The sequence below is a fragment of the Flavobacterium noncentrifugens genome (assembly GCF_900100375.1).
GTDB classification, from domain to species: domain Bacteria; phylum Bacteroidota; class Bacteroidia; order Flavobacteriales; family Flavobacteriaceae; genus Flavobacterium; species Flavobacterium noncentrifugens.
In genome coordinates this window covers 294276-308570 of record NZ_FNEZ01000005.1, presented here as the reverse complement: position 1 = coordinate 308570, position 14295 = coordinate 294276, and the positions used below count along the sequence as shown (strand labels likewise).

The window sequence follows — 14295 nt, the reverse complement described above, 5'->3', positions numbered from 1 at the left end:
GGCATCGCGAAGTTTTAGTTTGTTTCTTCGATTAAAAATCCGAGTGTTTTTAAGTCGCTCCAGAAATCAGGATAGGATTTGGAAACGACGCCCGCATCTTCGATCAAAATTGGTTTTTTGATGGCCAATGGAGCGAAGGCCATCGCCATTCGGTGGTCGTTGTAGGTTGCGATTTTAATTTCAGGATTTATGAAGGTTGATTTTTCGAGAATCAGGCTGTCATTGGTTACAGCGATCGTGGCCCCGAGTTTTTCGAGTTCTGTTTTTAAAGCTTCTAAACGATCGGTTTCTTTGATTTTGAGCGTATGCAAACCGGTTAAGCGGCATGAAATCCCGAGTCCGAAACACGTTGCGGCGATGGTTTGCGCGATGTCTGGCGTTTTATTTAAATCGAAAGCGATGACTGGGGTTTCCCGATCGTTTTTGGTTATAATGATCTGGTTGTTTTCGAAAACGGTTTTTACGCCCATGGTTTCATAAATTTCAGATAAATGGCTGTCGCCCTGTAAGCTGTTTTCTTTGTAACTTGAAAGTTTAATTTGTGTACCGATCGGCGAAAGCGCAACAATGGAATAAAAGTAGGAAGCTGAAGACCAATCAGATTCCACAGTTACATTTGTTGGGTTTTTGATTTCAGATTTTGAGCTTACTTTGATCACATTTCCGATAAAAGAAGTGTTTACTCCAATCTCATCAAGCAGCGCCAAAGTCATATTAATATAAGGAACGGATGTGATTTTGCCTTCGAGTGTCAGTTCGAGTCCGTTTTCGAGTTTCGGTGCAATGAGCAGCAAAGCAGAAATGTACTGGCTGCTGACATTCGCATTCAGCGTGACTTGATTCTGAACCAGTTTTTTTCCTTTGATTTTTATTGGCGGAAAGCCTGCATTTTTAACATACGAAATATCGGCGCCAAGCTGTTGCAGCGCTTCAACCAAAATTTCGATTGGGCGTTCCTGCATTCTTTGCGAACCGGTTAGGATGATTTCCCGGTTTTCCTGAATAGCGAAATAAGCGGCCAGGAAACGCATGGCAGTTCCGGCGTGGTGAATGTCGGCCAGGCCGTTTTGGATGGTCAGCGCGCGCATCATGGCTTCACTGTCGTCTGAATTTGAAGTGTTTTTTATGGCGAGTTCGGGAAACAATGCCTGCAGCAATAAAAGCCTGTTGGTTTCACTTTTGGAACCTGAAATATTTAGAGCGGCATTTTTTACGGGCTGTGGCGAACTGATCCTTAAATTCATTGGAGTGCATTATTTTGAAGAATCCAAAAGTAACCCATTTTAATATTTTTGGACGTATAAAATGTCATTTCTATTGCTTAAAAAAAAGCCGTCGCGAAAATCGGACAGCTTTATATTTTTGTATTTATAAACTTATTTTAGCTTTTCATTGTTCTTGTGGCGGTCTTTGTCGCGCGAAGATTTGAGGTCGAGTTTTTTATCGAAAGCTTCCTGAAGATCGATTCCGGTTTGGTTCGCGAGGCACAATACGACGAAAACAACATCTGCCAATTCTTCACCGAGGTCTTTGTTTTTGTCGCTTTCTTTTTCTGATTGTTCTCCATAACGGCGTGCGATGATACGTGCGACTTCGCCTACTTCTTCGGTTAGCTGCGCCATATTTGTGAGTTCGTTAAAATAGCGGACACCGTGGTTTTTGATCCAGTTGTCTACTTCCAATTGCGAATCTTTGAGGTTCATATCATTTATTTTTTAGAACGATTTTCTCGTTCAGTTTTTCATTCATTTGTTTGTAGAACGCTTTAAGCGGCTCATAAAAATCGGCAGAGATCATAGGCATTCTGATCTCTGAGGACATGGTGACCTGGATTTTTGTACCAGTGACCTGCGCTGCATACGTAAAAAAGCCAACGTTCTCACCAGTTGAAATGGAAACCGAAGCCGGAACCGAAGCAATCTCAAATCCGTCAGGAATTTCAACATTAACCATGATTTTTTTCTGGGTCGGATAGGCATAATAAATCGGGTATTGCCTTTTTTCGGCCACGAACGGATTTCCGCTCCCTACAAAATCAAGCAGCGGCCTTATCATGATATTTCCGCCTAAAAACTCAGCACTATTGTTAGATGCAAAGGTAAATGTTTCGGTAACAGGTTTTGATACCTCTGCATCATTTTGAACTGAATAATCAGAAATTTGCATGTTGTTAAAATTCGCTTCAAGCTTATCGAGATAATCGTTTTTATTAAATCCCCTGTATTTTTGCCTGAAATCGTAAGCTTCGTAGTCTGTTTTAAGAATGCGCGCTTTTCCGGTAAATTTTCCGGTGGCATCCATATTGGCAACGACTGTAATCGCTTCTTTGGAAATCGCTTCAGGTGTCAGTTTAATTTCCTGCGATGTGCCGTCCTGCCGGATCAGCCTGCCCGTCCAGTTTAAATCGCGCAATGGCAAAATGTTAGCGGTGGCATTTTTATCGGTAGCATCCAACAGGAGCGTTTTCCCGTCTATTTCGGCAGCTGCAATGACGGCATTAAAAATGGTGCGGTTTGGGAACACCGGAATGCCGTTTGAAACTGTGCTGATTAAAACCGGATTGGCATTGATCCCGGCGTGGTTCAGCATAGCGATAAGCATCAGATTAATTTCTGCAACGTTTCCTGTTTTATCTTCAAATGCTTTTTTGACACCTTTTTTAGTCAGATAGCCATACTTTCCGTCCCAGTTCATCCTGGTTTTTACGAAATCGAAAACGGCGTTGACTTTCGCAGCAGCTGTTGCAGCATTTTTAAAATAAGGCGCGGGTTCGGCCTCGAAATACGAATGCGCATTGAGTTCTTTTCCAAAACGGTCTTCCTTATAAATCATTTTCGCAACACCTTCCCAGGTCATTGCATAATTTTTCTCAGGAACTTCAGGGAAGCGCGTTTTTTCGAGTTCGTGCGATACAAACGACCTGTAGTTGCTTAGGTTGTCTACGTAAGGTTCGCTTTTTAATGCGGGAACATTTTTAGCGGTATAAATGCTGTTGATCTGCTGAAACGACAGGTTTACGGTTTGGTTGTATTCATTGGCAAAGTTCTGGTAACCGTTGACGATTTTTGATTCTGATTCGACTTTTTTGAAACCCGACAATATCGGTTTGTAAATGAAAAATTCAGGGATTTCTGTACGGTATTCCGAATAATTGACCGGGATTTCATATTGGAAACAATAATCCGGAAACTCGGTGATGTTTTCTGAAACCAGCGTGTATTTGAATTCGATTACCGAGCCAACTTTTACATTTGGCATCGCAATCGAAGCTTCATTCCAAAATTCATTGACATCTTTTTTAAACTTTCCTTCGCCGGTGAGTTTGGTTTTTACGATCGCTCCATCAACTAAATTGTAAGTGATTCCATCCGAAAACCTTACCATTTCATTATTCAGGTTTTCATAGCCTACATAATATGGCACTTTAAAATCGGCCCAGATGAGTCCTTCTTTTTTATAAATTTTGATCCGGAATTCGTATTCATGCTTAACCGAAAAACCTTTGTGGTTATCGTATTTATACGTGGTTTTGCCTTTATTGTATAAAATTGCAGCGGCAGCGCTGGTGTCATTCGGGTTTGCTTTTTCCTGCAATTCGCTGATGGTGACTTTTCCCAGTTCGAATTTTTGGGCTGTTGCCGAAAGAAAGCCCAAAAGCAAGAAAACCATCCAGCATATTTTTATTTTCCGCATCATCAGGCTTTTATCAATACGATTTTCTCGTTTTCTTTATCGTACATTTTTTGGAAATAATCTTTCAGCACTGCGTAATAATCAGCAGGAAGAATCGCAGTGTTAATGTCTGAAGTGATCGTAATTTGTATTTTATTTCCAGTGCTTCCAATGATGTATTTGAATGCGCCAAACTCATCTGCGGTAATGATGTTTGCAGCGGCAGGCAGTGTTTGTATCTTGTAACCGTCGGGAATTTCGAGCGTCAGGTTGTATTTGCTTTGGGTTGGATAACCAAAATCGACAGGATATTCCCTGACTTCCTGCTTAAACGGATTTTCTTTCATCCGTAAGAAAAGCATTGGAGAAATGTATATTTTGCCATTGATGTTCTCTACTTCGTTTGTACTTTTAAAAGAGAAATTTTCGACAACGGGTTTTGCAATGTCCTGATCGTTATCACGCTGGTATTCGCTGATTTCAATATGATGCTTGCTTTCCTGGTTTTCCTGATAAATTTCCTGGTTTACCGATACATATTGCTGCCTGAACTGCAATGCTTCGTAATCGGTATATTGCTTCCTGATTTTTCCCGTTACAAAGCCCTCTGGATTGATCGTGCCATTCATGAATATGATTTCTTTCGAAGGCTTTTTAGGAATGAGTTCAATTTCTTTAGAGGTTCCGTCCTTTCTAATGAGTCGGCCAATCCAGTTTAAATCGCGCAACGGCAATATGTCGGGTTGCGAAAATTTCTCTGTGGCATCAAGCAGTGTCACGCCGTTTGGGTTTTCTATTGCTGCGATGACATAATTGAATGCGGTTCGGTTTGGAAAAAATGAAATTCCGTTAGATCTGGTGCTGATCAAAACCGGATTGGCGTTGATTCCCGCATAGCGAAGCATTGCCACAAGCATCAGGTTGATTTCGGCAACATTTCCTGTTTTGGTCTTATAGGCATTTTTCACGCCGTCATTGCACGAATATCCGTAGTAATTGTCCCATTTTACATTGGTTTTTACATAATTTAAAATAGCTGCAACTATTTCGGGTTGGGTTTTCAGGCCTTCAGTTAACGTTTTCAGGGCATTTTCAAAGTAGCCTGTTTTATTCAGTTCGATTCCAAAATCGTCATTGTCATAAATGGTTTTTGTAACACTTTCCCAATCGGTCGAATAATTTTTCAAGGGCACGTTTGGATATTTAACCATTGACAGTTCGTGCGATATGGTCGCCATGTAATTTTCGATATTATTCACGAAATTCTCATCGCGCAAAGCCGGCAGGTTTTCTGCAATATAAGTAGTCTTTGTTTCCGAAAATTTGAGGTTTTCCTGTGAACCTCCACCGATTGTTATGTCTCCGGGTTTGGCTTGTTCCCGATACGTATACATAATCGACCGTTCGAGTTTTTCAACACTCGCTTTCGGGAACAGGTAGCCTTTTTGATTCACCCTGTAAATGAAATATTCAGGAATGAAAGTTTTGAATTCCGAATAATTTACCGGAATCGTCGCCTGAAAATCCCAATCGCGGATTTTGCCAATGACTGGAGATTTAATCTCATATTCAAATTCGATGATCGAACCTTCTTTTACCGCAGGCATCGTAATTTTCTTTTCGCCAATATACCGCGTTAATTTTTCATCAAACTCGCCTTCATTTTTTAGTTTGGTTTTCACGATTTTGCCATCCACAAGATTGTAAGTTACCGCATCCGAAAAGAAAACATTTTCCTTCACATTGCTTTGCAAGCGGTACCAGACTTTTTGGTTGGCCCAATCAAATCCTTCTTTTTTATAAATCTTGATCTTTGTTTTTACGGTAGTGATCATCGTAAAACCGTCAGATTGGGTGTAATCAAATTTTGAAATCCCTTTTTTAAACAGGATCGCCGCAGGTGCAGATGGGTCTTTGGGATGGCTTTTTTCTTCGAGTTCCGCGAGGGTCACTTTCCCGAGCTCCATTTTTTGGGCATTTGCCATGGTGCTGAAAGCAAACATTAAAAAGGAAATGAAAATCAATTGTTTTTGGTTCATACGATTGTAGTATCAGTTGTCTATTTGTTTTGTCGTTCCTGAAAAACTCAATATTGCAGCGCTAATTTTTGAGCAATACAATTTTGGCATTGTCATTCCGCGCCACCTGATCGATGAAATTGCGGTATGTTTCATAATCATCACTTGGAAAACTTCCCTTTTTCATCCAGAGTTTTCGTTTGTACACAAGATGGTGCGCATCGGTTTGCACAAGTTCTGTTTTGTATTCCCCGAATTTTCCTGAAAGCTCAAAGTTTTTCGGTATTGATTCTATTGCAAATCCATCGGGAAGCGCAATCGCAATTTCGTCTTCATCATAAAATCCGCGCAAAATCTCAAAAGGCGTTTTGCGGTTTCTGATCCTTTTCAGATTGGCCGAATACTGATTGTAAAGATTCACAGGGAAGATCATCCGTGGCGCGGTAACACTTCCGTAATTCACCGCATCAAAAGTTACGTTTTCGGTAAACTGTACTTTTTCCTTGTCGTTGCGAAACGCAATTTTATTCATTTTCAGGTTGTTGATGTTGTTCCAATAGGATTTATAATGTTTTTCATTTTCTGTCGGAGCGTTATTTTCCAACGGAAATTTTGTTCCGTATTGCGAGCCTTCAGAAGTGATCGCGACATTTGCCGAAACCATGCCGTCTGCTGCAACATTGTATTTTCCAACGCTGAACTGCCTGTTGTCTTTGTCAATGTATTTTGTTGTATGCACGATTTCGCCGCCGTCCGGTTTAATGACAAGCACATCGCGGTCATCGGTAAAATTGGCCTGATAGCCAAACGGATTGTCCTGGCTCGTGCATTCCAGAAAAATGTACTCTTTACCACTCGGAAGCGCTAAAATCATGTGGTCGCCCTGCATGGAAACAAAGTCGCCATCAATGCTGCGCTGCCTGCGGTTCCCGTATAAAACGGTATGATATGACGGAACGTCAACGGCGTCAAGAAGCGCTTTGGTATAATTGGTCAGCGCTTTGCAGTCGCCATAACCAAGCCGGTCGACATCAGCGGCCTGCATGGGTTTAAACCCGCCAATCCCAACCTGGATGCTTACATATCTGGATTTCTTCTGAACAAAATCATACACGATTTTCGCCTTTTTAATCGGGTCATTTTCATTGCCGACGAGTTTTTTGACCGCCGCTACTGACGATTCGCTCAGCTTGGTGACATCCGATAAAATCTTCTCTGAATACCATTTTCCAAATTCCTGCCAGGTCGACGCATTTCCATCAACACCTTCAAGATGGAATTTTTCGAGGCCAAACATGACGACCGGGAAAATATCCAAATATTGCGGACTGTAATCTTCCTGCTTGCGTGCGATAAAATTTGTTGCTGTGTAAGATAGAAAAGTGGGAGAATCTGCAGTTTTCTGAATCTGAAAACCTGAAAAATGAAGCTCTTTTTTCTTAAATCCTAAATTTTCAGGATAAGTGACATTTACAATGCTTTTTTCAACACTCAGAAAATAATCGTTCATCGGCAGCCAAAGCGGAATAAATGCGGTATTTGAAGTCGATCTTTCGCTCTCAAAAACAATGGTAAACGGATATTGGACCGGCGTATAATCGAGGTAAATGATTCGGTTGTCTGAAAAAGTGGTCACGCCGTCAATCACACATTGGTCCCTGAAATCCTTACGCCTGATTTTTTTAATTTCTTTCCCAAAAGCATCATAAACAGTCGCTTCGATGCTTTTTACAGACGATGTTTTGTCATAATATTCAGTCGCATCAATATTGCCAAGCCCTTTTTCATTCAAGACCGTGACAATCCTTTTATTGCTGACCGATAGGTTGCGTTGCGATAGAATCCTGATGTCAGTCTGATCTAATCTCACTACGGCGTTCGCATTTTCCTTTAAGCTATCCGCAATTGTAGCAAATAAATAATCTGTTTTTTGAGCATGGAGAATTCCAATGGAAAAGAAGATAAAGGCGTATAGGAAAACAACTTTCATGGGCTATAATTTTCCCAAAAATATACTTTTTTTTAAGATTTAATTAACTTTTAGGATTTATTTTTCGTGTCGATTAAAATCGTTACCGGCCCGTCATTAACCAATGCCACTTTCATATCGGCACCAAATTTTCCGGTTTGGATTTCTTTTCCGAAAGCAGTCTCAAGCGCCGCTACAAATTGCTCGTAAAGCGGAATTGCAATCTCGGGTTTTGCCGCCTGAATATATGATGGCCGATTGCCTTTTTTAGTAGAAGCATGCAAAGTAAACTGGCTCACGACGATGATTTCGCCGTCAACATCTTTAACCGACAAATTCATCACGTCATTTTCATCACCAAAAATCCGGAGGTTTACGATCTTGCTGCAAAGCCAATCAATGTCGTTTTTATCATCGGATTCTTCAATGCCCACAAGAACGAGCAAACCTTTTTGAATGGTTGCACATTTTGCGCCGTTAATCGTTACGGAAGCTTCAGAAACCCTTTGCAAAGCGATTTTCATCAGTTCTTCCGGCTTTCATCACTCGCAATGCGGTCGTCGTTGTAAATATCGGTGCGGTAATGTTCGTCGTCGCCTTCGAGGATCTGAAGGTAGCTTCTGTAGCGCGACCACGCAATTTTATCTTCTTCCAGCGCTTTTTTGATCGCGCAATTCGGCTCTTCTTTATGCAGGCAATTGTTGAATTTGCATTGGTCCTGAAGCTTAAAGAATTCGGGGAAATACCCGCTGATTTCTTCCTTTTCCATATCGACAATCCCAAAACCCTTAATTCCCGGCGTATCAATTATTTTTGCATCAAATGACAGGTCATACATTTCTGCAAAGGTCGTCGTATGCTGTCCCTGCTTGCTTTGTTCTGAAATATTCTTGGTTTTTAAATGCAAACTCGGCTCCAAAGCATTGACCAAAGTCGATTTCCCAACGCCCGAATGTCCCGAAAACATGCTCACTTTTCCAACCATCATTTTCTTCAACTGATCTACGCCTTTTCCTTCAGTTGAAGAAACACGCAGGCATTTGTATCCAATTTCCTGGTAAATGTGCTGCAAATACAATTGCTCGTCAAGCGAAGTTTCATCAAGCGTATCAATCTTATTAAAAACCAAAACGGTTTCAATTTTATAGGCTTCGGCAGTGACTAAAAATCGGTCAATAAAACTCGTAGTCGTCGGCGGGTTGTTAATTGTAACCAACAAAAAAACCTGGTCGATATTCGCCGCAATAATGTGCATCTGCTTCGACAAATTCACCGATTTTCTTACAATGTAATTCTTCCGTTCATGGATTTTATAAATCGTTCCCGTTCTCGCATCCGAAGTTTCATCAATCTCATAATCTACAATATCGCCCACCGAAATCGGGTTTGTACTCTTAATTCCTTTCATGCGGAATTTTCCCTTCATACGGCATTCCATAAAATCGCCAGCATCAGATTTCACGGTATACCAGCTTCCTGTAGATTTATAAACGGTTCCAGTCATGTATTCGAGATTGAACTGCAAAATTACGTTTTTAGAATCATACATCCGAAACTTGCCTTAAATTATTATGGCGTGCCCCTGCGGGTCAGGCTATCCGCTGCAATCTTTTTTGCCATCAGCAGTATGGTTTGAAACACGCGCAATCCCGGCAAAAAAGGATTTTCACTACTATCCTTCACGCGAAACACCGCGCAAACCTGTCATTCCGACGCAGGAGAAATCCAGAACGCAACCGCATAAAAAACCATTTAAAACATCTGATTTTCAATAAATTATACTTATTTTTAATAACTTTTGATCTGTAGCTTAACCTCAAAACATTAATTTAAACCAACAAATTATGAAAAAAATGATGTTCAAAGGAATGGCTTTCTGCATGATTGCCGCAACCATTTTAGCCTGCACCAAAAAAGACGGTCCACCACCGCCTCCACCAATGGCAGATGCCTCACAAATCAAAACCGAACTCCAATCCATGGAAACCGCTTTCGCCGATGCCATGACTGCCGGAAAACCGGACGGAATTGTTTATTATGCCGATGACGCCACGAGTTTTTCACAAAACAAAGCACCTTTCGTTGGCCGGGAAGCCATTCATAAAAACATGAAAGAAGAAATGGCTACTGCACCAAAAGGCGCCAAAGTCACCTATGAAACGCAGGAGGTTTTTCCTTCCCCCGATGGCAGCCAGGTCGTAGAAATTGGCAGTTATAAAATGACTGACAACACAAATGCCGTGGTTTCAAGCGGAAATTTCATGGCTTTATTCCTTAAAAAAGATGGAAAATATGTTTGTATCCGCGACATGGGAACATCTGACATGCCGAAAAAATAAAATTCCCAAAACAAAAAGCGCTTCAATTGAAGCGCTTTTTCATATATTCTAATAAAATAAACCATTAAGAATAACGGCTTAATATGTCTTAATCCCTTAATGGTATTTTTTTTCAACCTAAGCGTTGATAATTTTCTCCTGGTGCGAAATGCTTTCCTGGTGAATCGCTTTAAAAATCCGCAGGATAAATTCCTCACTCAAGCCTTTCTGTTCACCGTCAAGGATCATTTTTCCAAGAATTTCATTCCATCGTTTGTTTTGTAAAACCGCAACGTTTTTGGCTTTTTTCAATGCGCCGATTTGTTCTGCGACGCGCATTCTGTTGCCCAATATCTCCAATAATTTACTATCGGCGATGTCAATATTCGCGCGCAGCTTGATCATTTCGTTGTTGTAATCCGATTCTTCAGTCGTTTCCTTCCGGATTTTCAGGTCTTCAAAAATTTGTTTCAAGGCAGTTGGCGTGACTTGCTGAGCCGCATCGCTCCAAGCATTGTCGGGATCAATGTGTGTTTCAATAATCAATCCGTCATAATTCAGATCCAATGCTTGTTGCGACACTTCTAAAATCATATCGCGCTTGCCTGTAATGTGCGATGGATCGCAGATCAATGGTAAATCCGGAAAACGGTTCTGCAACTCAATTGCGATCTGCCATTCCGGAATATTCCTGTATTTTGTTTTTTCATACGTCGAAAATCCGCGGTGAATCACGCCAAGTTTTTTGATTCCGGCATTGTACAAACGTTCGACGCCGCCAATCCACAAAGCCAAATCAGGATTTACCGGATTTTTGACCAATACGATTTTTTCAGTTCCTTGTAATGCATCGGCAATTTCCTGCACCGCAAACGGATTTACAGTCGTTCTTGCGCCAATCCACAACACATCAATATCGTGTTCCAATGCGAGTTTTACGTGAGCGGCATTCGCCACTTCTGTCGCCATCAACAATCCGGTTTCCGCTTTGGCTTTTTGCAGCCATTTGAGCCCAATCGCACCAACGCCTTCAAATCCACCCGGACGCGTTCTCGGTTTCCAGATACCCGCGCGGTAAATGCTGACATCGGAATTCTTGAGTTCGTGTGCAATCTTCAAAACCTGTTCTTCGGTTTCGGCGCTGCAAGGCCCGGCAATCACAAGCGGATGCGTTAAATTGAAATCATCGAGCCAGGTTCTCATTCGTTTGTTATTTTCCATAGTTTTTGTTTTTAGAAGAAAGACCGCTTCGCTGCAAGAAGCAGGAGCCAAGACTGATTTTGTTTGCTTTTATAACTCCGCAACCCGTCAATATTTTTCCTAATTATTTACTGTTAATTATTTCTTCATTCCATTCAAAATCTCCTTGATCCTGTTGACGCTTTCCATTTCATTGAAAATCGCATCATAATCGTCATTTTCGAGCAAGTTTTTGAACTGTTGCAAATTCAAAATATATTCATCGAGACTTTTAACGACCTGCTTTTTATTCTGCTGAAAAATCGGTGTCCACATCGCAGGTGAGCTTTTCGCCAACCGTACCGTACTTTCAAATCCGCTACCGGCCATGTCAAAAATATCGCGTTCGTGCTTTTCCTTTTCGATGACCGTTTTCCCCAGCATAAACGAACTGATGTGCGACAAATGCGACACATAAGCGATGTGCTTGTCGTGTGATTTTGGCTCCATATAGCGGATTCTCATGCCCAGATCTTTAAAGAACTGCATGGCTTTTTCCTGCAATTTAAATGTTGTTTTTTCGACCTCGCAGATGATATTCGTTTTTCCATCAAACAAACCTTGTATCGCTGCTGAAGGCCCGGAAAATTCAGTTCCGGCAATCGGGTGCGTTGCCATGAAATTGCGCCTTTTAGGATGGTTTGCCAATGCTTCACAGATTGGGTTTTTCGTCGAACCGGTTTCAATGACCAATGCCTGATCGGAAATTAAATCGAGGACTTTCGGCAACAATTCCAGCGCAACATCCACCGGAACGGCAACAATGACGAAATCGGCATTTTTGACCTCTTCGAGAACTGCTTTTTGATGGATCACACCCAATTCCAACGCCTGATCCAGATGTTTTTCAACACTGTCGATGCCGTAAATCACAGCTTCTTTAAATTTGTCCTGAAGATCCAAAGCAAATGATCCACCGATCAATCCTGGCCCGATAATGTATATTTTCATAGGATTAATTGTTAAATCGTTCGATGGCTTTTGCTATTTCTTCCTCTTTGACGCAAAGCGAAAAACGAATGTATCCTTCACCATTGCTGCCAAAAATCGTTCCCGGTGTAATAAAAATGCTTTTGTCGTATAAAATATTATCGATAAATTTTTCAGAGGAATCGATTCCGGCAGGCAATTTTGCCCAGACAAACATCCCGACAGCGTTTTTATCAAACGTGCAGCCGAGTTTTTCAGCGAGTTTGAATGTCAGTTCGCGGCGTTTCTGATAAATTTCGTTTTGTTGTTCAAACCATGATTTGTCGCTTTTCAACGCTTCGATCGCACCTTTCTGGATGCCGTAAAACATGCCGCTGTCCATATTGCTTTTAACTTTTAGAACCGCATCGATCAATTCCGGATTTCCCAAAACCATCCCAACGCGCCATCCGGCCATGTTGAATGTTTTAGAAAGGGAATTCAGTTCCAAAGCCACTTCTTTCGAACCTTCAATTTGTAAAATCGAAATCGGATTGGCATTCAAAACAAAACTGTACGGGTTGTCGTTGACCAGTAAAATTTGGTGCTTTTCAGCGAATGCGACTGCTTTTTTAAACAACTCCAAATTTCCTGCTGCGCCCGTTGGCATGTGCGGATAAGACAGCCACATAATTTTGACTTTCGATAAATCGGCTTTTTCCAAAGCTTTAAAATCGGGTTCCCAATTTTCATCTGCAGCCAAATCGTAATAAACTGGTTCTGCACCAACCAATTTCGTTACCGAACTATAGGTTGGATAACCCGGATTCGGGATCAAAACCTGGTCGCCTTCGTTCAAAAATGCCATTGAGATGTGCAGGATTCCTTCTTTCGAACCCATCAACGGCAGGATTTCATTTGCCGGGTTTACCTCAACATCAAAATGAATTTTATAAAAATCGGCCATTGCATTTCGCAGTTCAGGCAAACCCTGATAACTCTGGTATTGGTGCGCATTATCGTCGTGCATTGCATGCTGGATCGCTTCAATAACGGCTTGCGACGGTGCCAGATCCGGGCTTCCGATTCCCATATTGATCACTGGTTTTCCTGCTGCCATCAATTGGCGCACTTCCCGCAATTTGGACGAAAAATAGTATTCTTCAACGGTGTGTAAACGTGTGGCTGTTGCGATCATGGCTGTTTGTTTTCGTATTCGCCAAGCACTTTAAAATGTGAGGCCATAATTTCTAAAAGGGATTTTGCTTTTTTATAATCGTCGTATTTTTCGAAAGTCACATCGACGAAAAAAGCATATTTCCAGGGTGTTTCTATTTTGGGCAGCGACTGGATTTTTGTCAGGTTCAGCTTGCAATCGCTCATCACATTTAAAATCACCGCAAGGCTGCCGCGTTTGTGTTCGAGTTCAAATTTCAGCGAGGCTTTGTTGATTTTTTCTTCGGGCAACACCGTTTTTGTTTTTTGGACAATTACAAACCGCGTCATATTGTTGTTGATCGTCTGGATTTCGGGCGCAAGGATTTCGAGATCGTATAATTCCGCAGCAGCTTTACTGGCAATTGCAGCGATGCTTTTAAGTTGGTTTTGGTGGATGCGGCGTGCTGTTTCGGCGGTGTCTTTATCTTCAACCAATTTAATGTGCGGATGCTTTTTGAGGAATTCCATGCATTGCAAGAGCGCCATCGGATGCGAATGCACTTCGGTAATATCTGAAATCTGCTGGCCTTTTAAAGCCATTAAATTTTGGTGGATGTTTAAAAAATGCTCGCCGGTAATCTGTAGTTCGTGACGATCGATTAATGCATAATTCGGAATAATCGATCCGGCAATAGAGTTTTCAATGGCCATTACAGCTTCGGCAACTTCTTCTTTCAAGATGCTTTGCACCAGATCCTCAAAGGAAAGGCATTCATCCACCAAATGGTTTTGCCCGTAATATTCCAAAACCACCTGATGGTGGAATGATCCGACAATGCCCTGTATTGCAATTTTTGTATCCATATTTTTGGCAAAAAAAAATCCCGATTTGCATCGGGATTGTATATTTCGTTTGAATTAATAATTTTTCAAATAACGTTATACGACAATCCCTTTCAGCTTCCAAAAGAAGTAAAATGAATTGCTGTAATAAAAATTGTTATTTAACATG

Annotated in this window: 12 protein-coding genes; 1 reads left to right on the top strand and 11 read right to left on the bottom strand. The window is 41.4% G+C overall.

All coding sequences use genetic code 11. The features are described from left to right. Window positions 1-14 precede the first annotated feature (14 nt). From BLS32_RS15030 to rsgA, 7 genes are all read right to left on the bottom strand, one after another. A complete protein-coding gene (locus BLS32_RS15030) occupies window positions 15-1244 on the bottom strand; it encodes a 3-phosphoshikimate 1-carboxyvinyltransferase (protein WP_091397668.1) in 1230 nt (409 codons plus the stop codon). Window positions 1245-1376: 132 nt separating this feature from the next. Next, complete coding sequence (locus BLS32_RS15025; protein WP_091397665.1) at window positions 1377-1703, bottom strand: nucleotide pyrophosphohydrolase; 327 nt, start codon at window positions 1701-1703, stop codon at window positions 1377-1379. Window position 1704: 1 nt separating this feature from the next. Next, window positions 1705-3669: a DUF3857 domain-containing protein gene (locus tag BLS32_RS15020; protein WP_245699485.1), complete on the bottom strand. Its 1965-nt coding sequence runs from the start codon at window positions 3667-3669 to the stop codon at window positions 1705-1707. A 26-nt stretch (window positions 3670-3695) separates the two neighbouring features. Next, a complete protein-coding gene (locus BLS32_RS15015; RefSeq protein WP_091397663.1) occupies window positions 3696-5711 on the bottom strand; it encodes a transglutaminase family protein in 2016 nt (671 codons plus the stop codon). A 61-nt stretch (window positions 5712-5772) separates the two neighbouring features. Beyond that, a complete protein-coding gene (locus BLS32_RS15010; RefSeq protein WP_091397660.1) occupies window positions 5773-7680 on the bottom strand; it encodes a DUF3857 domain-containing protein in 1908 nt (635 codons plus the stop codon). A 50-nt stretch (window positions 7681-7730) separates the two neighbouring features. Further along, window positions 7731-8183 carry a D-aminoacyl-tRNA deacylase gene (dtd, locus tag BLS32_RS15005; protein ID WP_091397657.1) on the bottom strand — a complete coding sequence of 151 codons (453 nt, stop codon included), beginning with the start codon at window positions 8181-8183 and terminating at the stop codon, window positions 7731-7733. Beyond that, window positions 8183-9163 (bottom strand): ribosome small subunit-dependent GTPase A, encoded by a 981-nt coding sequence (gene rsgA / locus BLS32_RS15000; RefSeq protein WP_091397654.1) that lies wholly within the window; start codon window positions 9161-9163, stop codon window positions 8183-8185. Before rsgA ends, dtd begins: the two co-directional genes overlap by 1 nt. A gap of 340 nt (window positions 9164-9503) precedes the next feature. Between rsgA and BLS32_RS14990 the strand changes: the two genes are divergently transcribed. Then, the gene (locus BLS32_RS14990) at window positions 9504-9998 is read left to right on the top strand and encodes a YybH family protein (protein WP_091397648.1); all 495 of its coding nucleotides are present in this window, start codon (window positions 9504-9506) and stop codon (window positions 9996-9998) included. Between the two features lie 117 nt (window positions 9999-10115). Here BLS32_RS14990 and BLS32_RS14985 read toward each other — a convergent pair whose 3' ends face one another. The 4 genes from BLS32_RS14985 to BLS32_RS14970 form a co-directional block, all read right to left on the bottom strand. After that, a complete protein-coding gene (locus BLS32_RS14985) occupies window positions 10116-11198 on the bottom strand; it encodes a bifunctional 3-deoxy-7-phosphoheptulonate synthase/chorismate mutase type II (RefSeq protein WP_091397645.1) in 1083 nt (360 codons plus the stop codon). Between the two features lie 117 nt (window positions 11199-11315). Beyond that, window positions 11316-12167 carry a prephenate dehydrogenase gene (locus BLS32_RS14980; RefSeq protein WP_091397641.1) on the bottom strand — a complete coding sequence of 284 codons (852 nt, stop codon included), beginning with the start codon at window positions 12165-12167 and terminating at the stop codon, window positions 11316-11318. Window positions 12168-12171: 4 nt separating this feature from the next. Then, window positions 12172-13323, bottom strand: coding sequence for a pyridoxal phosphate-dependent aminotransferase (locus BLS32_RS14975; protein ID WP_091397638.1), 1152 nt, complete (start codon window positions 13321-13323; stop codon window positions 12172-12174). Continuing rightward, window positions 13320-14147 (bottom strand): prephenate dehydratase, encoded by an 828-nt coding sequence (locus BLS32_RS14970; RefSeq protein WP_091397635.1) that lies wholly within the window; start codon window positions 14145-14147, stop codon window positions 13320-13322. The genes BLS32_RS14975 and BLS32_RS14970 overlap by 4 nt, the downstream gene beginning before the upstream one ends. Window positions 14148-14295: the final 148 nt, after the last annotated feature.

What these genes read in the sequence shown, in the direction of transcription:
- BLS32_RS15030 (WP_091397668.1), bottom strand. Translation starts at nt 1,244, where the DNA reads ATGAATTTAAGGATCAGTTCGCCACAGCCCGTAAAAAATGCCGCTCTA.
- BLS32_RS15025 (WP_091397665.1), bottom strand. Translation starts at nt 1,703, where the DNA reads ATGAACCTCAAAGATTCGCAATTGGAAGTAGACAACTGGATCAAAAAC.
- BLS32_RS15020 (WP_245699485.1), bottom strand. Translation starts at nt 3,669, where the DNA reads ATGGTTTTCTTGCTTTTGGGCTTTCTTTCGGCAACAGCCCAAAAATTC.
- BLS32_RS15015 (WP_091397663.1), bottom strand. Translation starts at nt 5,711, where the DNA reads ATGAACCAAAAACAATTGATTTTCATTTCCTTTTTAATGTTTGCTTTC.
- BLS32_RS15010 (WP_091397660.1), bottom strand. Translation starts at nt 7,680, where the DNA reads ATGAAAGTTGTTTTCCTATACGCCTTTATCTTCTTTTCCATTGGAATT.
- dtd (WP_091397657.1), bottom strand. Translation starts at nt 8,183, where the DNA reads ATGAAAATCGCTTTGCAAAGGGTTTCTGAAGCTTCCGTAACGATTAAC.
- rsgA (WP_091397654.1), bottom strand. Translation starts at nt 9,163, where the DNA reads ATGACTGGAACCGTTTATAAATCTACAGGAAGCTGGTATACCGTGAAA.
- BLS32_RS14990 (WP_091397648.1), top strand. Translation starts at nt 9,504, where the DNA reads ATGAAAAAAATGATGTTCAAAGGAATGGCTTTCTGCATGATTGCCGCA.
- BLS32_RS14985 (WP_091397645.1), bottom strand. Translation starts at nt 11,198, where the DNA reads ATGGAAAATAACAAACGAATGAGAACCTGGCTCGATGATTTCAATTTA.
- BLS32_RS14980 (WP_091397641.1), bottom strand. Translation starts at nt 12,167, where the DNA reads ATGAAAATATACATTATCGGGCCAGGATTGATCGGTGGATCATTTGCT.
- BLS32_RS14975 (WP_091397638.1), bottom strand. Translation starts at nt 13,323, where the DNA reads ATGATCGCAACAGCCACACGTTTACACACCGTTGAAGAATACTATTTT.
- BLS32_RS14970 (WP_091397635.1), bottom strand. Translation starts at nt 14,147, where the DNA reads ATGGATACAAAAATTGCAATACAGGGCATTGTCGGATCATTCCACCAT.